This is a genomic window from Micromonospora sp. NPDC049060 (assembly GCF_040649055.1).
Lineage (GTDB): Bacteria > Actinomycetota > Actinomycetes > Mycobacteriales > Micromonosporaceae > Micromonospora > Micromonospora reichwaldensis.
In genome coordinates this window covers 21,617-42,990 of sequence record NZ_JBEZEV010000049.1, presented here as the reverse complement: position 1 = coordinate 42,990, position 21,374 = coordinate 21,617, and the positions used below count along the sequence as shown (strand labels likewise).

19 protein-coding genes and 2 pseudogenes are annotated in these 21,374 nt (G+C 72.4%); 5 read left to right on the top strand and 16 right to left on the bottom strand.

Translation table 11 applies throughout. The features are described 5' to 3' along the window. The 8 genes from AB0B83_RS18540 to AB0B83_RS18505 all read right to left on the bottom strand — a co-directional run. A partial coding sequence (locus AB0B83_RS18540; RefSeq protein WP_357579224.1) for a hypothetical protein occupies positions 1-206 on the bottom strand: 206 nt, incomplete at its 3' end. Positions 207-470: 264 nt separating this feature from the next. Beyond that, positions 471-806: a hypothetical protein gene (locus AB0B83_RS18535; protein ID WP_357579223.1), complete on the bottom strand. Its 336-nt coding sequence runs from the start codon at positions 804-806 to the stop codon at positions 471-473. 56 nt (positions 807-862) lie between these two features. After that, positions 863-1,507: a transcriptional regulator gene (locus AB0B83_RS18530; RefSeq protein WP_357579222.1), complete on the bottom strand. Its 645-nt coding sequence runs from the start codon at positions 1,505-1,507 to the stop codon at positions 863-865. Positions 1,508-1,583: 76 nt separating this feature from the next. After that, the gene (locus tag AB0B83_RS18525; protein WP_357579221.1) at positions 1,584-2,600 is read right to left on the bottom strand and encodes a branched-chain amino acid ABC transporter permease; all 1,017 of its coding nucleotides are present in this window, start codon (positions 2,598-2,600) and stop codon (positions 1,584-1,586) included. Then, positions 2,597-3,478, bottom strand: coding sequence for a branched-chain amino acid ABC transporter permease (locus tag AB0B83_RS18520; protein ID WP_357579220.1), 882 nt, complete (start codon positions 3,476-3,478; stop codon positions 2,597-2,599). Before AB0B83_RS18520 ends, AB0B83_RS18525 begins: the two co-directional genes overlap by 4 nt. Positions 3,479-3,485: 7 nt before the next feature. After that, a complete protein-coding gene (locus AB0B83_RS18515; RefSeq protein WP_357579219.1) occupies positions 3,486-4,745 on the bottom strand; it encodes an ABC transporter substrate-binding protein in 1,260 nt (419 codons plus the stop codon). Positions 4,746-4,785: 40 nt separating this feature from the next. After that, positions 4,786-5,478 (bottom strand): ABC transporter ATP-binding protein, encoded by a 693-nt coding sequence (locus AB0B83_RS18510; protein ID WP_357579218.1) that lies wholly within the window; start codon positions 5,476-5,478, stop codon positions 4,786-4,788. Then, entirely contained in the window at positions 5,465-6,226 is a 762-nt protein-coding gene (locus AB0B83_RS18505) for an ABC transporter ATP-binding protein (protein ID WP_357579217.1), read from the bottom strand. The genes AB0B83_RS18510 and AB0B83_RS18505 overlap by 14 nt, the downstream gene beginning before the upstream one ends. A 311-nt stretch (positions 6,227-6,537) precedes the next feature. On the opposite strand from AB0B83_RS18505, the gene AB0B83_RS18500 reads away from it, so the two are divergent. After that, positions 6,538-7,398 carry an SPFH domain-containing protein gene (locus AB0B83_RS18500; protein ID WP_357579216.1) on the top strand — a complete coding sequence of 287 codons (861 nt, stop codon included), beginning with the start codon at positions 6,538-6,540 and terminating at the stop codon, positions 7,396-7,398. Positions 7,399-7,440: 42 nt separating this feature from the next. On the opposite strand, the gene AB0B83_RS18495 is transcribed toward AB0B83_RS18500, so the two are convergent. The 4 genes and pseudogenes from AB0B83_RS18495 to AB0B83_RS18480 all read right to left on the bottom strand — a co-directional run. Further along, a complete protein-coding gene (locus tag AB0B83_RS18495) occupies positions 7,441-8,478 on the bottom strand; it encodes an aminotransferase class V-fold PLP-dependent enzyme (RefSeq protein ID WP_357579215.1) in 1,038 nt (345 codons plus the stop codon). A gap of 72 nt (positions 8,479-8,550) precedes the next feature. Continuing rightward, complete coding sequence (locus AB0B83_RS18490; RefSeq protein WP_357579214.1) at positions 8,551-9,462, bottom strand: hypothetical protein; 912 nt, start codon at positions 9,460-9,462, stop codon at positions 8,551-8,553. A 41-nt stretch (positions 9,463-9,503) separates the two neighbouring features. After that, the gene (locus AB0B83_RS18485; protein ID WP_357579213.1) at positions 9,504-10,745 is read right to left on the bottom strand and encodes a DUF6596 domain-containing protein; all 1,242 of its coding nucleotides are present in this window, start codon (positions 10,743-10,745) and stop codon (positions 9,504-9,506) included. 154 nt (positions 10,746-10,899) lie between these two features. After that, positions 10,900-11,187 (bottom strand): annotated as a pseudogene (locus tag AB0B83_RS18480) (YciI family protein); the annotation flags it as partial. A 337-nt stretch (positions 11,188-11,524) separates the two neighbouring features. On the opposite strand from AB0B83_RS18480, the gene AB0B83_RS18475 reads away from it, so the two are divergent. Beyond that, a complete protein-coding gene (locus tag AB0B83_RS18475; RefSeq protein ID WP_357579212.1) occupies positions 11,525-11,950 on the top strand; it encodes a hypothetical protein in 426 nt (141 codons plus the stop codon). A gap of 45 nt (positions 11,951-11,995) precedes the next feature. Here the strand turns inward: AB0B83_RS18475 and dnaE are convergent, their stop codons facing one another. Further along, positions 11,996-15,526 (bottom strand): DNA polymerase III subunit alpha, encoded by a 3,531-nt coding sequence (dnaE, locus tag AB0B83_RS18470; RefSeq protein ID WP_357579211.1) that lies wholly within the window; start codon positions 15,524-15,526, stop codon positions 11,996-11,998. A 256-nt stretch (positions 15,527-15,782) separates the two neighbouring features. Between dnaE and AB0B83_RS18465 the strand changes: the two genes are divergently transcribed. The 3 genes from AB0B83_RS18465 (at position 15,783) to AB0B83_RS18455 (ending at position 17,940) form a co-directional block, all read left to right on the top strand. Further along, positions 15,783-16,346 carry an RNA polymerase sigma factor gene (locus tag AB0B83_RS18465; protein WP_357579210.1) on the top strand — a complete coding sequence of 188 codons (564 nt, stop codon included), beginning with the start codon at positions 15,783-15,785 and terminating at the stop codon, positions 16,344-16,346. After that, entirely contained in the window at positions 16,343-16,993 is a 651-nt protein-coding gene (locus AB0B83_RS18460; RefSeq protein ID WP_357579209.1) for a hypothetical protein, read from the top strand. The genes AB0B83_RS18465 and AB0B83_RS18460 overlap by 4 nt, the downstream gene beginning before the upstream one ends. Positions 16,994-17,091: 98 nt before the next feature. Beyond that, positions 17,092-17,940 carry an NmrA/HSCARG family protein gene (locus AB0B83_RS18455; RefSeq protein WP_357579208.1) on the top strand — a complete coding sequence of 283 codons (849 nt, stop codon included), beginning with the start codon at positions 17,092-17,094 and terminating at the stop codon, positions 17,938-17,940. Positions 17,941-18,002: 62 nt separating this feature from the next. Here the strand turns inward: AB0B83_RS18455 and AB0B83_RS18450 are convergent, their stop codons facing one another. The 3 genes and pseudogenes from AB0B83_RS18450 to AB0B83_RS18440 all read right to left on the bottom strand — a co-directional run bounded on the left by AB0B83_RS18450 (position 18,003) and on the right by AB0B83_RS18440 (position 21,272). After that, positions 18,003-18,599 (bottom strand): histidine phosphatase family protein, encoded by a 597-nt coding sequence (locus AB0B83_RS18450; protein ID WP_357579207.1) that lies wholly within the window; start codon positions 18,597-18,599, stop codon positions 18,003-18,005. A 148-nt stretch (positions 18,600-18,747) separates the two neighbouring features. Further along, positions 18,748-19,590 (bottom strand): annotated as a pseudogene (locus AB0B83_RS18445) (IS5 family transposase); the annotation flags it as partial. Positions 19,591-19,637: 47 nt separating this feature from the next. Further along, positions 19,638-21,272 carry a serine/threonine-protein kinase gene (locus AB0B83_RS18440; protein ID WP_357579206.1) on the bottom strand — a complete coding sequence of 545 codons (1,635 nt, stop codon included), beginning with the start codon at positions 21,270-21,272 and terminating at the stop codon, positions 19,638-19,640. Positions 21,273-21,374 lie beyond the last annotated feature (102 nt).

The following is a 21,374-nucleotide window of genomic DNA, read 5'->3' as shown; positions in this document are numbered from 1 at the left end:
GTGCCCGGCTCCGGGCGGTCAGGCTTGATCCCTGCGCCGGGCACGGCGGGCCACACCCCGTCGGTGGCTACCTTCGCGTCCGTCCGCGTGGACCGGTCGGGAACGGGCGCCGATCCGGTCGCCTGGCGCATCGCCGTATTGGTCTGCGCCGAGGTGTGCGGGCTCCTGCCGGAGATCTTGGCGAGAAACCGCCCCTCCAGGGGCACTCTCGTACCAAGATCTCGACTGGCGCCTCAGTGACCCGGTGTCTGGGGGCGACCCGGGCGACCCGGGTGACCCCGGTGACCCCGGTGACCCGGAGGAGCGGCTCACCCGACTCACCCGGGTTCGGGCTCGACGTCAGGGTTCCTGGCCGGACGGCGGCCGAAGCCACGACGGACCGATGGGCAGCCGGAGGCGAGCTGGTGGGCAGCCGGAGGCAAGCTGGCGAGCATCCGGAGGCGGACGAGTGGGCAGCCGGAGCCGACGCTCTACCGTTCGTCAGGGGCGGACGGCTGGCTGAGCCCGTAGATCTGGTTGAGGTCGAGTACGTGGTGCCCGGCCACCGACGCCGTCCGAAGGTCGAGCACGAGCGCCAGGAACACGTTCGGGGTGTCGCAGGCGATGAGGACGTGCTGATGCGTCCCGTCCGGCATCTGCCACACGTGGGTGACTTCCTCGTCGCTGAAGTCGTGGCCACCGAGGTCCTCGCGGGGGATGGCGTCGAAGTAGGGCCAGAAGTCGAACGGGGCAGACTCGTCGACGTCCACCGGCGCCGGTGGCGTGCCGATCGTGGCGGTGAACTCCTCGGCGGTAAGTAGTCGCACGGGCCCATGGTGCCTGGTCCGTCGGGCCGAGACGTGGTGTCGCCCCCACGTCCCCGTCAGGGCAGGAGCGGCACAGGCGGTGACGGCGCGGAGCAGGCGGTGACGGCGGCGGGCAGCGTGGACAGTCGGGTCGCCGGCGCGGCGAGCGGCTCGATCCAGCCCGGGCCGGCGCCGTACACCCGGGTCGCCGGGAAGTCGCGGGCGAAGCGCACCAGGCGGTACGCGCGGCCGGTGACCGGCGTCTGCGCCCAGACCACGACGATGCGCGGGCGGACCCGACGGGCGGCGCTGGCGAGCGCCGTCCACGGCAGGGCCGGCCCGAGCAGCAGACTCCCCCGGGACCGCTCGCGCAGCGCGGCGGCCAGCGCGTGCAGGCCGAGGCAGTGCGTCTCCTGCTCCGCGCCGGCCAGCAGTACGCCGCCGGTCGGCAGCGGGCGGCCCGGTACGCGCCGGAACACGTCCAGGCCGACGCGGACGCCCTCGGCGAGGGCGTGCTCGACGGCGACCTCGATGGCGGTGTGCCCGGGCAGTGCGGCCAGCATCGGCACGCAGACCTGTTCCCACAGCGCCGCCGTGCCCCACTCGTCGGCCACCTCGACGACGACCGCCGCGACCCGGTTGGCGTCGAGGTCCTCGGCGGCCAGCGACAACTGCTTGCGCGCGGTCTCGACGGCCCCGACCGGCATGGGATCTGTCAGCACCAGACGTACCCCCGGGTAGACGTTCACTACCCGGGGGTTCGTCGGGAGGGCCGCGGACGGATGCGCCCGGGTGCGACTACCGGCGGCGGGATGCCGCCCAGCGCGTCGCCAGGGCGGCGGCGCTGCCCCAGATGCCGCGCCGGAACACCAGCACGACGAGGACGAAGATCCCGCCGGTGACCAGGCCGATCGCCTCGAACCCGGAGAACGACAGCCAGTCCTCCAGGCGGACCAGGATGCCCGCGCCGAGCACCCCGCCCCAGAGCGTGCCGATGCCGCCGAGCACCACCACGATGACCGCCTTGCCGGAGGTCGTCCAGTGCAGCACGTCGAGGGAGACGAAGCGGTGGCCGACGGCGAACAGCCCGCCGCCGAGCCCGGCGATGAAGCCCGACAGCACGAACGCGGTCAGCTTGTAGCGGTGAACGGGGTAGCCGAGCGCGCGGGCGCGGGCCGGGTTGTCGCGGATGCCGACCAGCACCCGCCCGAAGGGCGAGTGCACGATCCGCCAGGCGGCGGCCAGCCCGAGCAGCACGATCGGCAGGATCGCGTAGTAGAAGTAGTAGTCGTCGGTCAGGTCCAGCCCGAACAGCTCGCGGGGCACGCCCTGCAGGCCGTTCTCGCCGCGGGTGACCGAGCGCCACTCGTTGGCGACGTAGTAGACCATCTGCGCGAATGCCAGGGTGACCATGGCGAAGTAGATGCCCGTCCGCTTCACCGCCAGGTAGCCGATCGGCACGGCGAGCACGGCCGCCGCGAGCGCCCCGGCCAGCACGGCCGCCGGGAACGGCAGGCCGAGGTGGATGGCCGTCAACCCGGTGACGTACGCGGAGGCGCCCCAGAAGGCCGCGTGCCCGAAGGACATCAGCCCGGTGAAGCCGAGCAGCAGGTCCACGGCGACGGCGAACAACGCCCAGCAGAGGATGGCCACCGCCACCGCCGGGTAGAGCCCGTTGGGCAGCCAGAACGCCACCAGCAGCCCGACGGCGAGCAGCGCGTACCGGACCCAGCCGGGGGCCCGGGTCACGGCGACCAGCCCGGACCTCGGCGCCGGACGACCGGCGTCGGTCTCGGTGTCGACGGTGCTCGTCATGCCGGTGCCTCCTCACGGCCGAACAGCCCGGCCGGGCGCCAGAGCAGCACGACGGCCATCACGATGAAGACGATCGTCTGCGACACGATCGGGAAGTCGGACAGGTACGCCTCGCCCCACGCCTGCACCAGGCCGATGCCGAAGCCGGCGGCGACGGACCCGAAGATCGAGCCCAGCCCGCCGATCACCACCACCGCGAAGACCACGATGATCAGGTCGGCGCCCATCAGCGGGTTCACGGCCCGCATCGGCGCGGCCAGCACCCCGGCCAGCCCGGCGAGGCCGATGCCGAAGCCGAAGACCGGGGTGACCCAGCGCCCCACGTCGATGCCGAACGCCCGGGTCAGCTCGGGCCGCTCGGTCGACGCCCGGACCACCATGCCGACCCGGGTGCGGGTGAGCACCCACCAGACGCCGGCGCAGACGGCGAGCGCGAAGCCGAGGATGAAGACCCGGTAGGTGGGGAAGTCGAAGAGCCCGAAGTCGACCGACCCGCTGAGCGCGGACGGGGTCTCGTACGGGCTGGACTGCACGCCGTAGCGGAGCTTCACCAGGTCCTGGAGGATGAGCGTCAGGCCGAAGGTGAGCAGGAAGTTGTAGAGCGGGTCGAGCCGGGTGAGCCGGTGGATGAAGGCCCGCTCCAGGGCCATGCCGACCAGGGCCAGCCCCACCGGCATGATCACCAACGCCGCCCAGAACGGCACGCCCGCCTCGGTGAGCAGGACGTACGCGCCGAAGGCGCCGAACATGTAGAACGCCCCGTGGGCGAAGTTGACCACCCGCAGCATCCCGAAGATGACCGCGAGCCCGAGGGCGAGCAGGGCGTAGAACGCCCCGCTCACCAGCCCGTTGAACGTGTTCTGCAAGAAGCTGGTCATGCCCTGGTCACATCTTGCAGTCCGCCGACGGGGCGCGGAACGCCTCGGCAGCGGGGATGGTCTTGAGCACCTTGACGTAGTCCCACGGCTCACTGACCTCGGACTGCGGCTTCACCTGGGCGAGGTAGGCGTCGTGGATGACCCGGTGGTCCTCGGCGCGGAACTTGCCGTTGCGCAGGAAGACGTCGTTGACCTCCTTGCCCTCCAGCTCCTTGACGATCGCGTCGGCGTCGTCGGTGCCGGCGGCCTGCGCGGCCTCCAGGTACTGCGTCGCGGCGGAGTAGTTGGCCGCGTGCGCGAAGGACGGCCGGGTACCGGTCTCCTTCTGGAACCGGTCGGCGAACTCGCGGTTCTGCTGGTCGGAGTTCCAGTACCAGGCGTCGGTGTAGGTGGTACCGGCGAGCGCGGCCGGGGTGAGCGAGTGGATGTCGGTGATGAACATCAGGCCGACCGCCAGCCCGACGCCCTTGTCGCGCAGCTTGAACTCGTTGTACTGCTTGACCACGTTGACCAGCTCCGCGCCGGCCTGCATGGTGCCGAGCACCTGCGGCTTCGGGTTGAGCGTCGGCGCCTTGAGCAGGAAGGTGGAGAAGTCGCCGCTGGTGTTCGGGAACGGCGCCCCGTCCTTGCCGACGACCTGCCCGCCGGCGGCGGTGATGGCGGTGGTGAAGCTCTTCTCCATGTCCTGGCCGAAGGCGTAGTTCGGGTAGAGGATGTACCAGTTCTTGCCGACCTGCTCGGTGGTGACCTTGCCCGTTCCGTTGGCCAGCATGTAGGTGTCGTACGCGTAGTGGAACGTGTACTTGTTGCAGCTCTTGCCGGTCAGGTCGGTGGTCGCGGCGCCGATGTTGAAGTAGAGCTTCTTCTTCTCCTTCGCCACGTCGGCCACCCGCAGCGCCGCCGACGAGGTGGGCACGTCGAGGATCAGGTCGACGCCCTGGCGGTCGTACATCTCCTGGGCCTTGCTGTTGGCGATGTCCGGCTTGTTCTGGTGGTCGGCGGTCTCCACGGTGATGTCGCCGGTCACCGCCTTGTCGCCGTGCTTCGCCTTGAAGTCGGCGATGGCCATCTCCACGGCCTTGACCGAGTTCTTGCCGGACAGCTCGGAGTACGCGCCGGACTGGTCGTTCAGCACGCCCAGCACGATCTTGCCCCCGGTCAGCTTCTGGTCGCCGCCCGACTGGGGACCACCGCCGCCGCAGCCCGCGATCAGCACCATCGCCGCCGTCGAAGCCGCGGCCACACCCACCGTCCTACGCATGCCCATCCCTCCACCCCGCGCGCCGCGCGGGTCGTCGAATCGGAATTCAGATGCCGAGGTACGACAGCAGCTCCCGTTCCCGGGAGCGCACCTCGGAGTTGTCCATCGCCTCCACGACGCGTCCCTCGGCCAGCAGGTAGTGCCGGTCGGCGACGCCGGTGGCGAAGTGCAGGTTCTGTTCGACCAGCAGCACGGTCACCCCGTGCCGTTTGGCCTCGCGCAGGAGGTCGCCGACCTGCTGCACGAGCAGCGGCGAGAGCCCCTCGGTCGGTTCGTCGCAGAGCAGCAGCCGGGCGCCCATCCGCAGCACCCGGGCCAGCGCGAGCATCTGCTGCTCGCCGCCGGAGAGCATGGTGGCGGCCGAGTCCCGCCGCTGGTGCAGGGCGGGGAACGCCTCGTACACGCGCTCCAGCGACCACGGGTCGGGCCCGACGGTCGGCGGCAGGGTGAGGTTCTCCGTCACGCTCAGCGTGGCGTAGCTGCCCCGGTCGTCGGGGACCCAGCCGAGCCCCAACCGCGCCCGCCGGTACGCGGCCAGCCTCCCGACGTCCCGCCCGTCCAGCTCGATCCGGCCGCGCTGGCCGGCGTGCAGGCCCATCACGCAGCGCAGCAGGGTGGACTTGCCGGCGCCGTTGCGCCCGACGAGGGTGACCACCTCGCCGGCGGCGACGTCCAGGCTGACGTCCCGCAGCACCTGCGCCTCGCCGTACCAGGCGGACAGGTTCTCAATGCGCAGCATCGGCGGCTCCCAGGTAGGCGGTGATCACGCGCTCGTCGGCGCGCACCTGCTCGTACGGGCCCTCGACGAGGACCTTGCCGGCCTGCAGGACGGTGACGGTGTCGGCGAGCCGCCCGACCACGCTCATGTTGTGCTCGACCAGCACCACCGTCCGGCCCTGCCGGACCCGCGCGACCAGCTCGACGGTGCGGTCGACGTCCTCCAGGCCCATCCCGGCGGTCGGCTCGTCGAGCAGCAGCACCTTCGGGTCCAGCGCGAGGGCGATGGCCAGTTCCAGCGCCCGCTTGCGCCCGTACGCCAGCGCCTCGGCGGGGGCCTCGGACAGCTCGGCCAGCCCGACCATGTCGAGCAGTTCGCCGGCCCGGTCGGTGTAGCGGCGCATCAGCTTCGCCGAGCGCCAGAACCGCCAGCCCAGCCCGCTCGGGCTCTGCAGCGCCAACTCGACGTGCTCCCGCGCGGAGAGCTGCGGGAAGAGGCTGGTGATCTGGAACGACCGGGCCACGCCGAGTCGGGCGACCCGCTCGGGGGGCAGCCCGGTCACGTCGCGGCCGGCCAGCTCGATGCGCCCGCCGCTGGGCCGCAGGAAGCCGGTGAGCAGGTTGAACAGGGTGGTCTTCCCGGCGCCGTTCGGGCCGACGAGCGCGTGGACGCTGTCCGCCGCGATGTCGAGGTCGACCCCGTCGACCGCCCGGAAACCCCGGAAGTCACGGGTCAGCCCGCGGGCCGACAGGAGCGCTTGCCCGGCCATCGCCTACTCCTTCGTAGGTCCGGCGACGACCGGATCGGTGACCGGGGTCACATGGCCGTCGCGTCCTGGAAACCTACGGCGGGGCCGCGATGTCGAACTATGTCGATGGCAGCCACATTCCGGGACGACCGACCGTGCGGGAACGCCACCCCGCCGCCCGGCCACCCCGGCCCGCCGGCATCGACGCCGGTGACTGTGGAGTCACGGCGTACCACGTCATGTGGGCGCGCCACGGCCGCGCCCCACCTGCGTTTCGCCTTGACCGGTGCTCCTAGGGTGATGGCCCCCTCCCGCGAAAGGTGCCGAGCGAAATGCCCTTCGGCTTCACTGTTGCGATCATCTTCGCCGTCGGCCTGGCGATCTCCGGCCTGCTGGCGCTCGCCGCCTCGAATACGTCGACGAAGGGGACCGCCACCCTGGCCGCGGTCGCCTGCCTCGTCGGCGCGGTCGTGTTCACCATCGGCTCCAGCGCCCACTCCGTGCCGATCCGTTCGGTCGGCATCGTCACCAGCTTCGGCAAGCCGACGGGGAAGGTCACCGGCTCCGGCCTGAAGTGGGTGGCTCCCTGGCAGAAGGTCGGCGAGTGGGACGCCGGCCGGCAGAAGTACGACCACATCGGCGGCGACCACTGCGTGCGGGTCCGCACCGGCACCCTCGCCGACGCCTGCGTCGAGGTGCTCGTCGAGTGGCAGGTCAAGCCGGAGAACGCGCCCAAGCAGTTCATGGACTACAAGGGCGACTTCGACAGCTTCCGGGGCCAGCGGGTGGGCGTGCAGCTCGACAGCGCCGTCAACGACGCCTTCGCCACCTACAACCCGCTCGAGAAGATCGACTCGAACACCGGCAGCCTGAACGTGGACCTGAAGCCCTTCGCCGAGAGCATCAAGACAAGCGCCGAGTCGCGGCTCTCCAGCGACGTCGACATCCTGTCGGTGACGATCACCCGGGTCAACCACGACGACAAGACCGAGGGCAACATCAAGGCCTTCCAGGACAAGCTCGCCCAGACCCGCAACCTGGAGCAGGACCGGAAGAACGCCGCCATCCAGAAGCAGATCACCGAGACCAACGCGAAGGTCGACAAGGTGTCGCGGTGCCTGGAGATCGCCGAGCGCAACGGCAGCAACCCCGGCCTCTGCATCAACCCCGGGATCGTCACCGGCGCCAAGTGACGGCCGGCCGACGTCGACCCCGCCCTCGGCCCCGCCCCGGCCTCAGCCGGTGAGCGCGTCCAGGGCGAGGTCGACGTCGGCCTCGGTGGAGTAGACGTGGAAGGACGCCCGCACCCGGCCGGCACGCACCGCCGCCCGGACGCCGGCTCGCTCCAGCCGCTCCGCCGCGCCCGGCACCTCCACCGCGACGATCGCGCTCTCCCCCGGCGGACGACCCAGCCCGGCGAGGAACCGGTTGGCCAGGGCGACGTCGTGCGCGTGCACGGCCGGCACCCCGATCTCGGCGAGCAGTTCCAGTGCGGGGGCCGTGCCGACCCAGCTGAACCACGCCGGCGAGATGTCGAACCGGCGCGCGTCCCCGGCCAGGCGCAGCGGCAGGCCGTAGTAGGAGGCGTGCGGGTCGTCCCCCGCGTACCAGCCGGCGGCGTCGGGGCGCAGCCGCTCCCGCAGCGCGGGCGCCAGGTAGGCGAACGCGGAGCCGCGCGGGGCCATCAGCCACTTGTACGCGCCGACCGCGACCAGGTCGGCGAGGCTCGCGTCGAACGGCAGCCAGCCACACGCCTGGGTGGCGTCGACCGCGACGAACGCGCCGTGCGCCCGGGCCGCCGCGACCACCTCGGCGTACGGGGCGACCGCGCCGTCGGCCGACTGCACCAGACTGAACGCGACCAGGTCGGTGTCGGCGTCGATCGCGTCGACGAGCCCGGCCAGCGGCACGGTACGCACCCGCACGCCCCGCTCGACCTGCACCAGCCACGGGAAGAGGTTGGAGGTGAACTCGACCTCCGGCACCACGACGGTCGCGCCGGCGGGCAGGGCGGCGGCGACCGGGGCCAGCAGCTGCGAGACCGTGCTGCCGACCGCGACGTCGGCGACCGGCACCCCGACCAGGCCGGCGAAGGCGGCCCGCGACCGCTCGGTGGCCTGGCCCCAGCCCTCCCACGACGTGCGCCCGGCCCGCCAGTCGGTCAACGCCTCCTGCACCGCGTCCCACACCGGATCGGGCGGGAGCCCGTAGCTGGCGGTGTTCAGCCAACCCGGCTGCGGCTGCCACAACTTCTGCGCCTGTGCGATCTCCACCCCACCGACGCTAGCCACCCCCGCCGCGTACCGGGATGGCCAATCCCGCGCTCGCGGCCCCGGGTGGCTGGTTCAGGTCGCCGCGCACAGGGCGTGCAGACCGCGTCGCACCTCGTCGAGCCCCCGGTCGAGGTCCCAGGCGGCGATCTCGTGCAGCGGGTGGCGCTCGCGCAGGAGCCGGACCAGTTCCAGGCCGACGAGGTAGCCGCAGCGGCGCGGCAGGTCGCCCCGGTGGGCGCTGTCGCGCATGAGGAACCAGGCGGCGTACCGGTCGAGGTCGGTGGCGTCCACGTCGGCGGCGATCCGGTGCAGGATCTCCGGCCAGCGGCGCCGGCAGTCGGCGAGCCACCGCCGGTGGGTGGTGCCCATCCAGAGGTACTCGTCGTCAGGTCGTCGCGGGTCCAGCTCGGCCGTCACCTGGGTGGCCAGCCCCTCGGTGAGCAGCGCGTGGGCGACCCCGTGCTCCGGCCAGTCCCGGATGCGGGCCAGCCGGTCGTGCACCACGTGCGCCACCTCGTGCCGGACCAGCAGCTCGTCGTGCTCCGGCTCGCCGATCCGCTCGACGGCGAGGAACAGGGCGAAGCGGCCCCGGAACTCGTCGGCCCAGCCGTTGGCCTGCTCCAGCCCGACCAGCAGGACGCAGTCGAGGGGTTCCCCGTCGCCGGGCCAGCCCATCGCCCGGCCCACCCCGGCGACGGTGGCGGGCAGCAGCGCCGCCAGCCGCTCCGCGCGCGCGGCGAACACCGCCTCCCGCCCGTGCAGCCGCTCCAGGACACCTTCGAGGTCGTCCACCCCGGACCAGTCGCCCTGGCGGTCCAGCGCCGCGTACAGGTCGCGGTGGGGCGCCAGGTAGTGCGTCCGCCACAGCTCCGCCCACCGCTGCCGGGGGACGTGCGCGGTGCGGTGCGCGTACGCCAGGAAGTCCGGCACCAGGTCGCGGACCCGCAGCGGGCTCGCGACTGCCTCCCCGGCGGGCACGGTCATGCCCGCGATCATGCCGCATCCGCCGCGGCCCCGCTCGATCGTCAGTCGAGGCGGTCGGCGCGGTGCAGCAGGTACCGCCGCTCGACCTGGTTCTCCGTCAGGGCGGCCGCCTCGCGGTACCGCGTCGCCGCGCCTTGCGCGTCGCCGGTCATCTCGAGCAGGTGGGCGCGCACCGCGCGTTCCCGTTGCCGGGTCAGCGGTTCCCGGTCGAGCCCGAAGCGCCGGTTGAGGTCGTCGAGCAGGGCCAGCCCCCGGGCTGGCCCGTACGCCCGGGCCACCGCGACCACCCGGCTCAGCCGCACCGGCGCGGTGGGGTGCAGTCGTTCGAGCCACAGGTAGAGCGCCGCGATCTGCAGCCAGTCGGTGTTCTCCGGCGGCCCGGCGCCGGCGTGCACGGCCGCGATCGCCGCCTGCAACTGGTAGGGGCCCACCTCACGCCGGTGCCAGACGCTGTCGATCAGCGCGGTGCCCTCCCGGATGAGGTCGGGGTTCCACCGGTTCCGGTCCTGCTCGTCCAGCGGCACCAGCTCGTCGTCACGACCGGTGCGGGCGGCGCGCCGCGACTCGGTGAGCAGCATCAGCGCGAGCAGGCCGGCGACCTCGGCGTCGTCAGGCAGGCCGGCGTGGAGCATCCGGGCCAGCCGGATCGCCTCGCGGGTCAGGTCCACGCGGGCGAGTTCGGCCCCGGCGGAGGCCGTGTAGCCCTCGTTGAAGATCAGGTAGAGGACCCGCGTCACCGCGGTCACCCGGTCGTGCCGGTCGGCGTCGGTCGGCGGGATGAAGCGGGCGCCGGCGCGGGCCAGTTGCTGCTTGGCGCGGCTGATCCGGGTACCCATGGTGGCTTCGGTCGTCCCGTGGGCGTGCGCGATCTCGGCGGTCGTCAGACCCCCCACCGCGCGCAGCGTGAGCGCCACCTGGGAGGTGGCGCTCAGCGCCGGGTGGCAGCAGAGCAGCAGCAGGGTGAGGCTGTCGTCGGTCTCCGGCGCAGGGGAGGCCAGCCGGGCGGGTTCCCGCATGGCCAGTTCGACTGTTCCGGCTTCCCGCTCGCGTCGGCGCCGGGCCCCCTCGGAGCGGAGCAGGTCGACCATCCGCCGGTAGCCGATCCGGATCAGCCAGCTGCGCGGGTTCTCCGGCACGCCGTCGACCGGCCACGCCCGGCTCGCGGCGAGCAGTGCCTCCTGCACCGCGTCCTCGGCGACGTCGAAGTGCCCGAAGCGCCGCACCAGCGCGCCGAGCACCTGCGGCGCCTCGGTACGCAGCAGGTGCTCGACGTCCGTGGGCATGCCGGCGTCCCCCTTCGCACCCGCGCCCGGGCCTGCGCCCGCAACGGGTGCGGGCCGGCGCGGATGGGTCACATGCCGTGAAGTCCTCGCCCATGATCGGCCGGACCTCGATGGGCTCACCCAGTGCCTCGACGATCCGCGAGGCGATCTCGACGGCCCGTTCCCGACTCGCCACGTCGATGACGGCGAAGCTGGCCAGGACCTCCTTCAGCTCGGCGAACGGCCCGTCGGTGGCGACCACACCGGCCGGGGTCGGGCGGACGGTGGCGCTGACCACGGGGTGGCCGAGGCCCTCGCTGCCGACGAGCTCGCCGGTCTCGGTCAGCTCCCGCTCGAACCTCTGGTACGCGGCGAACGCGGCCATCGCCTCCTCGGACGGGACGTCGGCGGTCGCGCCGTCCCAGGCAGCGGCCGGCGTGTAACTGAGCAGCAGGTATTTCACAGGTTCTCTTCCTGGTCGGCCTGGATCGACGGTACGTGGGGTCAGGCGGAACGGCGCAGGGAGCCGAGGCCGAGGCCGAGTGCGCGACGCTGTGCCAGGACATCCGGTCGACCGGTCCGGCGAGGGCACCGGTCAGCAGCAGGCGGGCGGGTGAGTGGCGCGCGGTGGGGGCGGCGAGGGTGGCCACGGGTTCCTCCTTGGTGGGTTCCTGCCGCTACCTCGTGGCCGGCCCGGGGATCTCGACACGGCCGTGCGGTGATCGGGGTCACATCAGGCGCGTGTCGAGACCCGCCGGCCGCCTCCGAGGTACCGGCGACGACCCATCAAGGAGGACGAGATGTCTGAGACCCATCAGCCGAGCGCCGACCTGACGGCCCTGGACCGCCTGGTCGGCACCTGGACGGTCACCGGCGGGGCAGAGGGAACCGTGACGTACGAATGGATGGAGGGCCGGTTCTTCCTGCTCCAGCGCGTCGCGCTCACCCAGTTCGGCCAGCCCGTCACCGGCCTGGAGGTGATCGGCAACCTGCGCCCGTTCGGCGAGCCCGTGAGCGCGGACGTGGTGTCGCGGTTCTACGACTCGACCGGCAACACCCTCGACTACGTCTACGAGCTGACCGGCGACAAGCTGACGATCTGGGGCGGCGCGAAGGGCAGCCCGGCGTACTACCACGGCACGTTCAGCGCCGACGACACCACGGTCACCGGTGAGTGGGTCTACCCCGGCGGGGGCGGCTACCCCTCGACCATGACCCGGGTCTGACCTCGGCCCACCCCGCCGGCCAGGCTGGCCGGCGGGGTGGTGGCGTCAGCTGACGTTGGCGGGGCCGAGGACGCTCTTCAGGTCGCCCATCAGCGCGGTGGTGGCCGCCACCCGGAACGGCCCCAGCCGCAGGGTGGTGGTCCGGCCGCCGTTGAGCAGCTTGACGTGCACCTCGGTGTCGCCCGGATGCAGCACCAGGGTCTCCTTGAGCCGCTCCACCAGCGGCGGGGTGCACCGGTGCACCGGAATGGTCAGGGTGACCGGCTTGCTCCCCGGGGTGCTGCTGACGTCCGGCATGGACATGTCCATCGCCATGATCCGGGGCGTGTCGTCGCGCCGGTCCACCCGCCCCTTGACCACCACGATGGCGTCCTCGGCGATGTACTGCCCGATCACCTCGTAGGTGTTGGGGAAGAAGAGGGCCTCCACGCCGCCGGCGAGGTCCTCCAGGGTGGCCGACGCCCAGGCCCGGCCCTGCTTGGTGACCCGCCGCTGCACCCCGGAGAGGATGCCGGCGAGGGTGACCACGGCCCCGTCCGGGACGGTGCCCTCCTCGGACAGGGAGGCGATGGTGCAGTCCGCCGCCGCGCCGAGGACGTGCTCCAGGCCGAAGAGCGGGTGGTCGGAGACGTAGAGGCCGAGCATCTCGCGTTCGAAGGCGAGCTTGTCGCGCTTGTCCCACTCCCCGTCGCCGATGACCGGCATCACCGTGGTGCTGTTGGTCTCCGCGTCGCCGAAGCCGGCGCCGAAGAGGTCGTACTGGCCGACGGCCTCCTTGCGCTTGACGTCGGCGTACGCGTCGATCGCCTCCGCGTGCACCGTGAGCAGCGCCTTGCGGGAGTGCCCGAGCGAGTCGAACGCCCCGGCCTTGATCAGCGATTCGATGGTCTTCTTGTTGCAGACCACGGCGTCGACCTTCGACAGGAAGTCGTAGAAGTCGGCGTACTCGCCCTTCTCGTCCCGGCAGCGCATGATCGCGGCGACGACGTTGGCGCCGACATTGCGCACCGCGCCGAGGCCGAACCGGATCTCCTTGCCGACCGGGGTGAACGGCCCCGCGGAGGTGTTCACGTCCGGCGGCAGCACCTGGATGCGCATCCGGCGGCACTCCGAGAGGTAGAGCGCCATCTTGTCCTTGTCGTCGCCGACGGAGGTGAGCAGCGCCGCCATGTACTCGGCCGGGTAGTGCGCCTTCAGGTACGCCGTCCAGTACGACACCAGCCCGTACGCCGCCGAGTGCGCCTTGTTGAAGGCGTAGCCGGCGAACGGGACCAGCACGTCCCAGACCTTCTGGATCGCCTCGTCCGAGTAGCCCCGCTCCCGGCAGCCGTCCCGGAAGGGGATGAACTCCTTGTCGAGGATCTCCTTCTTCTTCTTGCCCATCGCGCGGCGCAGCAGGTCGGCCTGGCCGAGGGTGTAGCCGGCGAGGATCTGCGCGGCGCGCTGCACCTGCTCCTGGTAGACGATCAGGCCGTAGGTGGGCGCGAGGATCTCGCGCAGCGGTTCCTCCAGCTCCGGGTGGATCGGGGTGATCTCCTGGAGGTTGTTCTTGCGCAGCGCGTAGTTGGTGTGCGAATCGACGCCCATCGGGCCGGGCCGGTAGAGCGCGAGGACGGCGGAGATGTCCTCGAAGTTGTCCGGCTTCATCATCCGCAGCAGGGAGCGCATGGGCCCGCCGTCGAGCTGGAACACGCCCAGGGTGTCGCCCCGGGCCAGCAGCTCGTACGCGGGCCTGTCGTCCAGCGGCAGCGCCAGCAGCTCCAGCTCCTTGCCGTGGTTGAGCTGGATGTTCTTCACCGCGTCGTCGATGATCGTCAGGTTGCGCAGGCCGAGGAAGTCCATCTTCAACAGCCCGAGCGACTCGCACGTCGGGTAGTCGAACTGGGTGATGATGACCCCGTCGGAGTCCCGGCGCATGAGCGGGATGTGGTCGATGATCGGCTCGGCGGACATGATGACGCCGGCGGCGTGCACGCCGGTCTGCCGGATCAGCCCCTCGATGCCCCGGGCGGTGTCGATGACCTTCTTGACGTCCGACTCCGCCTCGTACATGCCCCGGAGCTCGCCGGCCTCGGCGTAGCGGGGGTGCTTGGGGTCGAAGATGCCCTCCAGGGGGATGTCCTTGCCCATCACGGCAGGGGGCATCGCCTTGGTGATCCGGTCGCCCACCGCGTACGGGTAGCCGAGCACCCGGGCCGAGTCCTTGATCGCGGCCTTCGCCTTGATGGTGCCGAAGGTGGCGATCTGGGCGACCTTGTCCTCGCCCCACTTGTCGGTGACGTACTTGATGACCTCACCGCGCCGGCGCTCGTCGAAGTCGATGTCGACATCCGGCATGGAGACGCGCTCGGGGTTGAGGAACCGCTCGAAGATCAGGCCGTGCGGGATCGGGTCGAGGTCGGTGATGCCCAGCGCGTACGCGACAAGCGAGCCGGCGGCCGAGCCACGGCCCGGGCCCACGGCGATGCCCTGGTTCTTGGCCCACTGGATGAAGTCGGCGACCACGAGGAAGTACGAGGGGAAGCCCATCTGGATGATGACGCCCAGCTCGTACTCGGCCTGCCTGACGTGCCCCTCGGGGATGCCGCCGGGGTAGCGCCGCTCCAGCCCGGCGAAGGTCTCCTTGCGGAACCAGGACTCCTCGGTCTCCCCCTCCGGGACGGGGAAGCGCGGCATCAGGTTGTGGAACTCGAACATCCCCGCGGGGTCGACCTTCTCGGCCACCAGCAGGGTGTTGCGGCAGCCCTCCAACCAGAAGTCGGAGTTGTCGACGGCGCGCATCTCGTCGGCGGACTTGATGTAGTAGCCGCTGCCGTCGAACCGGAACCGGTTCGGGTCGGCGACGTTCGCCGCCGTCTGCACGCAGAGCAGCACGTCGTGCGCCTCGGCCTGGGACTCGTGGGTGTAGTGCGAGTCGTTCGTGACCACCGGCGGGATGTCCAGCTTGCGGGAGATGTCGTGCAGCTCCTGGCGGACCCGGCTCTCGATGCTGATGCCGTGGTCCATGACCTCCAGGAAGTAGTTCTCCTTGCCGAAGATCTCCTGGTACCGCGCGGCGGCCTTGAGCGCCTCGTCGTACTGGCCCAGGCGCAGCCGGGTCTGCACCTCGCCGGAGGGGCAGCCGGTGGTGGCCATCAACCCGTCGGAGTTCGCGGCGAGCAGCTCCGCGTCCATCCGCGGCCACTTGACGAAGAACCCCTCCGTGTACGACCGGCTGGTGAGCTTGAAGAGGTTGTGCAGGCCTGTCTTGTTCTTCGCCCAGATGGTCATGTGGGTGTAGCCGCCGCTGCCGGAGACGTCGTCGCTCTTCTGCTCCGGCCGGCCCCACTTCACCCGCTGCTTGTGGAACCGCGACTCCGGCGCCACGTACGCCTCGATGCCGAGGATCGGGGTGACGCCGGCGGCCATCGCCTGCTTGTAGAAGTCGTTCGCGCCGTGCATGTTGCCGTGGTCGGTCATCGCCACCGCCGGCATGCCCTGCCGCTTGACCTCGGCGAAGAGGTCCTTGAGCCGGGCCGCCCCGTCGAGCATCGAGTACTCCGTGTGCACGTGCAGATGCGCGAACGAATCGCCCATGCGTGGCGCCCCCCGGGTCGGATCATGGGATGGTCGAGCTCGGACGGCCTACCCTATCGCCGCCGCCGAAGGCGGCTCCAGACGCCGCGCGGACAGGGCCGGGCCGGGTGGCGCGCGTCTCTCCGCCGGCCCCGCCCCGCACGCTCGGCGGGCCCACGACGGCCGCCGGCAGTCGGTTCCCGGACTCGGGGCGCCCCGATCGGCGGCGGCGGCCGTAGCCTGGGCGGACGGTATCCGGCGAGCATTGGACGACCTGATGCCCCTCCCGGACGGTGTCGAGGAGCTGGTCGAGTCGGCGGCGCGCGGCGATCCCGTGGCGCTCGACGCGCTGCTGGTCGCGGTCCGCCCGGAGGTGCTGCGGCTCTGCGCCCGCCTGCTGCCGAACCGGGAGGACGCCGAGGAGGCGTGCCAGGACGCGCTGCTCGCGCTGGCCCGGGGCGTCGGCCGGTTCGAGGGCCGCTCGTCGTTCCACACCTGGCTGTACCGGCTGACGGCCAACCGGGCCCGCTCGACGTACCGGGTGCTGCGGCGGCGCTGGCTGGTGGAGGCCGGCGGCGTGCCGCTGCCGGAGCCGGTGGACCCGCGCCGCACGAGCGTGGTCGCCGGCACCCGGCTGGACCTGCTCGACGCGCTCGACGCGCTGCGCCCCGAACTCGCCGAGGCGGTGACCCTGCGCGACGTCCTGGGGCTGGGCTACCGGGAGATCGCCGGCCTGCTCGGCGTGCCGGAGGGCACCGTCAAGTCGCGGATCCACGAGGCCCGCCGGCAGCTGCGCCACCGGCTCTCCGGTGAGCCCGCCGCCGGCGAGGGCCGGCGGTGACGGCGACGGGCCGCCGCCGGGGCGCGCCGCGCGGCTCCGGTGATTCCGGCGGCTCCGGCGGCTCGCGGTTCTCCGCGCCGCGGCTCGCCGGGATCGCGGTGGTCGCCGTGACCGTTGCCGTGCCGCTCGCGGGGTGCGGCGGCGGGGACGCTCCCGTCTCGCCGCTGCCCGTGCAGGCGCCGGCCTCCCGCTCCCCCGGCCCGGCGTCGCCCTCCCCGTCGGCCCTCCCGCCATCGGCCTCCCCGCCGTCGCCGAGCACGCCAGGCCGTCCGCCGGGCACGTCGGCCGTCGTCCCGCCGTCCCGCCGGCCCCCGCCGGCTGCGCCCCCGACGGCCGCCGCCGGGCGTACGCCCACCGCGACGCGCTCGCCGGGCGAACTGCCCGGCACCTGCTTCGGGGCGGTACGCCACGACCTCGTGCTGGCCGAGACCGAGCTGGCGCTGGTGCGCTCGCTCTGCTTCGCGACCGGCGGGGTGCTGCGGATCATCGGCATCGGGCCGGGTGAGGTCGGCGTGGACCGGGAGGACCTGGTCTCCCACAGCTACGAGGCGGGGGTGGTCGACATCCGGTTCGTCCGCCCCGGCACGGTGGACGTGCTGATCCCCCAAGGCGGTACGACGCACACGGTCACGGTGGTGGTGCGCTAACTCCGACGGAGGGCGGTGCGCGGCGGGGCCGTACGCCCCCGTCGATGGCGGCCCCCTCGCCGTCGGGCTGACCTGCCGTTTCCCTAGGCTGGACCGTCATGACGGAGCGGAAGACGATTCTCGTGACCGGCGCCACCGGCAATCAGGGCGGCGCCACGGCCCGCCGGTTGCTCCAGGACGGCTGGCAGGTGCGGGCACTCGTCCGCGATCGGGCCAGGCCGGCCGCGTGCCTCCTCGCGGAGCAGGGCGCCACCCTGGTCGAGGGGGACATGGACGATGCCGGGTCGCTACGCGCGGCGATGCGCGGCGTGCACGGTGTCTTCAGCGTCCAGGCCCTGGCACACACTCCGGACGGCCTCGCGGCCGAGGTCAGGCAGGGCAGGACGGTCGCCGACGTGGCCGGGGAGACCGGTGTCGCACACCTGGTCTACAGCTCGGTGGGCGGCGCGGAGCGCCGGACCGGCATCGACCACTTCGAGACCAAGGCCGAGATCGAGCGGCACATCCAGGCGTCGGGCCTGCCCGCGACCATCCTGCGCCCGGCGTTCTTCATGAACAATCTCCTCCACCACGCCGACGCTGAGGGAGAACGGGTCCTGCGCCTCCAGGTCCTTCCCGACCGACCGCTGCAGATGATCGCCTCCGACGACGTGGGCCGCATCGCCGCGTACGCCTTCGCGCACCCGGCGGACCACCTGGGCGCGCAGATCGAGATCGCCGGGGACGAGTTGACCTTCACCCGGGTCGCCGAGATCTACGAGGCGCTCACCGGCACCCCCACCCGCCTGGAACCGCAGCCGGTCGAGCACCGCATGTACGCCTGGTTCGCCGAGAGCGGATACCAGGCCGACATCGCCGGCCTGCGGAACCGGTTCCCCTGGCTGCTGACGTTCGAGGAGTTCCTGCGCGACCGCCTCGGCCGGGCGGCGGCGTCCGCTCCGCACTAGGCCGTGTCTCGTAGATCTTGGATGGCCGACCGGCGTGTCTGCCAAGCTCTGCAACGGACTCGTCACACCGTTGACATCGGCTCGAATGCCGGTCCGTTGTCGCTCACACGACCGGCCGCCATCATGATCCGCCGTCCGTCCGTATTCGCCGTACGCGCGTTCGTGCCTGTTCGGGCGGCGTTGCCAAGCACGCGGAACAGCCCCGCGTGGGCTACAACAAGAACCACGGAGGCAAGGCCGGTAGCGGCTTGCAGGCCACGAAGAACCCGAGCGGCGAAGACATCAAATGGCTCGCTGTCCCCAGGAAGGTCCGTCGATGTGCCGTCTCTCCAGGCAGCCAGCGCACCTGGAAACGTCACCTCGATCTCCTCGACCGTAAGTCCCGTAATCGTCCTACTCCAACGTTCGCGAAGGTCCGGAAATTCTGCCGGACGGTCAAGCTCAAGAGCCTGGGCGACGATGAGGCCCGTCTCTCGCGCACGACTCAGATCGGACGTGACCACGGCGCCGATCTCCGCGCCGCGACAGCGCTGAACAAGATCGATAGCTTGCCGTCGACCAAGATCAGTAAGTGGCGGATCTGCTTGCCCGGCCCAACGTCGCTCGCCGTTCCAAGTTGACTGCCCATGGCGAACGACGATGAGCTCTCCAAAGGTCATCAGCCCATGCTCGCACAACACTTCAGAGGGATTCCGGCCCAAGATCCGACAGGCAGGGCCGTACATGGCCGGCTCGTGGATCTCGGGTGAAGTCGCGTAGCCAGATCTTGATCGTGGCGACGTCGACGGTGGCCTGGTACATGAACTCTCTCTTGTCGTAGCGGGTGGCCACGGCCCGGAACTGCCTGAGCTTGTTGATCGCCCGCTCGACCGTGTTGCGCTGCTTGTACAGGTCCCGGTCGAAGGCCAGCGGGCGCCCGCCGCGGCTGCCCTTGGCCTTGCGTGCGGCGAGCTGGTCCTTCTTCTCGGGGATCACCGCGGCGATCCGGCGTCGACGCAGCTCGGCCCGGATCTTCCTGTTCGTGTACGCCTTGTCCGCCAGCAGCCGGCCGGGCCGGGTCCGCGGCCGGCCGACCCGGCGCCGGATGCGGATACCGTCCATGACGGGGGCGAACCCGATGCTGTCGTGGCGCTGCCCGGCGGTCAGGGCCGCGCTGACCGGCCGGCACCGGCGGTCGGCGGCCAGGTACAGCTTGGTGCTCAGCCCGCCGCGGGACCGACCGAGCGCCTCACGATCACCCGATTTGCCCGGTGCCGACTGCCCCCTTTGCCCGGCACGACCTCACCGTCGAGGTCCTTGGGCGGGTCGTGGCGGGCGCCGGCGGCGTGCTGGTGTGCGCGGACCACGGTCGAGTCCACGCCCAGCGTCCAGTCGTCGCCCTCCTCGGCGTCGCAGTCGATGCGCAGCGCGCCGCAGACCGCCGCCCACGTCCCGTCCAGAGCCCAGCGGCGTTTGCGCTGGTTGACGGTCTTCCACGGGCCGAACCGGGCGGGCAGGTCCCGCCAGGTGATCCCGGTCCGCTCCCGGAACAAGATCCCCGAGACCCGTCGTACGGTGATCCCGCCACCGGCCACCACGCGGCGCATCCGCCGGCAACAACGGCTTCAGCGACTCCCACTCGGCATCGGTGAGCTCTAACCGTCCAGACACGACAAACGTGATACCAGCTCACGCCCCACAGATCCACGAGACACGCCCTAGCCCACCCTCACCCCGGCCAGCAGCGTGTCGACGAAGTCGGCCCGGCTGCCGGGCGGGGGCGTGATCTGCACGTAGACCAGGCCGGCGCGGCCGGGTGCGAGCCCGGCGGCCTCGACCACCTCGGGCCGCCCCCGGTCACAGGTGAACCGGGCCACCACCCAGTCCACGCCCGCCTGTCGGGTGCGGCGTACGGGCGCGGCGACACACGCCGCGTGGGGACGCTCGGCGACGAATCCCGCCGGGCTGGTGCGTGCGGCGATGCTGGCGGAGAGCCCGACGAAGGCACCCGGCACGGTGGGGTCGGCCGCCCACCGGTGCGGGTCGGGCGACATCACCAGGGCCGGTTCGAGCCGGCCGTCGGGTCCGTACCGGCCGGCCCAGCCGGTGCCGGTGGCCCGCCACCCGAGCGGCAGCGCGACGGTGACCGGCCCGCTCGTCCAGCTTCCGGCGTCCCGCCGGCCCGCCGTGTCGTCGCCGGCGGTGGACAGGGCCGCCAGGAGGGTCAGGACCCCCAGCGCCAGCGCGCCGAGCCGCCGCCGGGCGACCGGCCGCCCCTCCGTGCGCGCCCACCGGGCCGGATGCCTGACCGTCCCGGCGGCCGGCGCGGGGACAGCCGAGGCGGGGGCAGCCGGCACGGAAGCGGCCGAGGCAAGGGCGGCCGGTGCAGGGGCGGCCGGGACGGGGGCGGCCGGGACGGGGGCGGCCGGGACGGGGGCGGCCGGGACGGGGGCGGCCGGGACGGGAGCGGCCGGGACGGGAGCGGCCGGGACGGGAGCGGCCGGGACGGGAGCGGCCGGGACGGGAGCGGAGGCAGCTGGGGCGGAGGCGGCCGGGGCGGGGCGGCGCAGGGCGGCGCGGAAGGCGGTGGCGTCCAGGTACCGGTCCGCGGCGCGGGGCGCGGTGGCCCGCCGCAGGACCGCCGCCACCTCCGGCGGGGCGCCCCCACCCGCCGCCTGTGCGACGGCGACGGCACCGGGGGCGGCGCCTGGAGCGGCACCGACATCGGCGGCCGGGGCGAAAAGGCGGAGGCCGAGCCGGCCCAGCGCGTACACGTCGGCGCGGGTGTCGACGATGGCGAACGGGTCGTCCTGCTCCGGGGCCATGTAGCCGGGGGTGCCGGCCCGGGCGGTGAGACCGGAGGCGGCGGCGAGGGCCTTGGCCAGCCCGAGGTCGGCGATCAGCACCCGCTCGCCGTCGGGGCCGGAGCGGAACAGGACGTTGCCCGGGCTCAGGTCGCGGTGCACCACGCCGTGCCGGTGCAGGACGGCGACGCCGGCGGCGATCTCGGCCAGCAACTCCAGGGCGGCGGGCGCCGGCACCGGCCCGGCGGCCAGCCGGTCGCGCAGGCTGCCGCCGTCGGCCCAGGTCAGCACCGAGTACGGCCGGCCGTCGGCCAGTTCGCCGACCCCGTGGACGCGGACCAGCCGCTCGTCGTCGAGCCGGCGCAGCAGGCGGGCCTCGTCCAGGAAGCGCTCCCGTACCCGCAGGTCGTGGTGCCAGTTCTCGGCCAGCACCTTGATCGCCACCCGGGAGTCGAGCACCGGGTCGTGGGCCAGCCACACCGTCGCGAACGACCCCGTGCCCAGCAGCCGCTCGATCCGGTAGGGCCCGATCCGCCCCGGACTGGTCACCGCACCACCCCCGACACCGGCACCGCCGGTCGCCGTTCCGCCTCGACAGTAGACGGCGCAGCGGGCCGGGGGCAGCCCGCGACCGCCACGCGGGGTCGGCGC

Bases quoted from the DNA above. Each gene is read 5' to 3' on its own strand.
- AB0B83_RS18525 (WP_357579221.1), bottom strand. From the start codon at position 2,600: ATGACGAGCACCGTCGACACCGAGACCGACGCCGGTCGTCCGGCGCCG.
- AB0B83_RS18520 (WP_357579220.1), bottom strand. From the start codon at position 3,478: ATGACCAGCTTCTTGCAGAACACGTTCAACGGGCTGGTGAGCGGGGCG.
- AB0B83_RS18515 (WP_357579219.1), bottom strand. From the start codon at position 4,745: ATGGGCATGCGTAGGACGGTGGGTGTGGCCGCGGCTTCGACGGCGGCG.
- AB0B83_RS18510 (WP_357579218.1), bottom strand. From the start codon at position 5,478: ATGCTGCGCATTGAGAACCTGTCCGCCTGGTACGGCGAGGCGCAGGTG.
- AB0B83_RS18505 (WP_357579217.1), bottom strand. From the start codon at position 6,226: ATGGCCGGGCAAGCGCTCCTGTCGGCCCGCGGGCTGACCCGTGACTTC.
- AB0B83_RS18500 (WP_357579216.1), top strand. From the start codon at position 6,538: ATGCCCTTCGGCTTCACTGTTGCGATCATCTTCGCCGTCGGCCTGGCG.
- AB0B83_RS18490 (WP_357579214.1), bottom strand. From the start codon at position 9,462: ATGACCGTGCCCGCCGGGGAGGCAGTCGCGAGCCCGCTGCGGGTCCGC.
- AB0B83_RS18485 (WP_357579213.1), bottom strand. From the start codon at position 10,745: ATGCCCACGGACGTCGAGCACCTGCTGCGTACCGAGGCGCCGCAGGTG.
- AB0B83_RS18475 (WP_357579212.1), top strand. From the start codon at position 11,525: ATGTCTGAGACCCATCAGCCGAGCGCCGACCTGACGGCCCTGGACCGC.
- dnaE (WP_357579211.1), bottom strand. From the start codon at position 15,526: ATGGGCGATTCGTTCGCGCATCTGCACGTGCACACGGAGTACTCGATG.
- AB0B83_RS18465 (WP_357579210.1), top strand. From the start codon at position 15,783: ATGCCCCTCCCGGACGGTGTCGAGGAGCTGGTCGAGTCGGCGGCGCGC.
- AB0B83_RS18455 (WP_357579208.1), top strand. From the start codon at position 17,092: ATGACGGAGCGGAAGACGATTCTCGTGACCGGCGCCACCGGCAATCAG.
- AB0B83_RS18450 (WP_357579207.1), bottom strand. From the start codon at position 18,599: ATGACCTTTGGAGAGCTCATCGTCGTTCGCCATGGGCAGTCAACTTGG.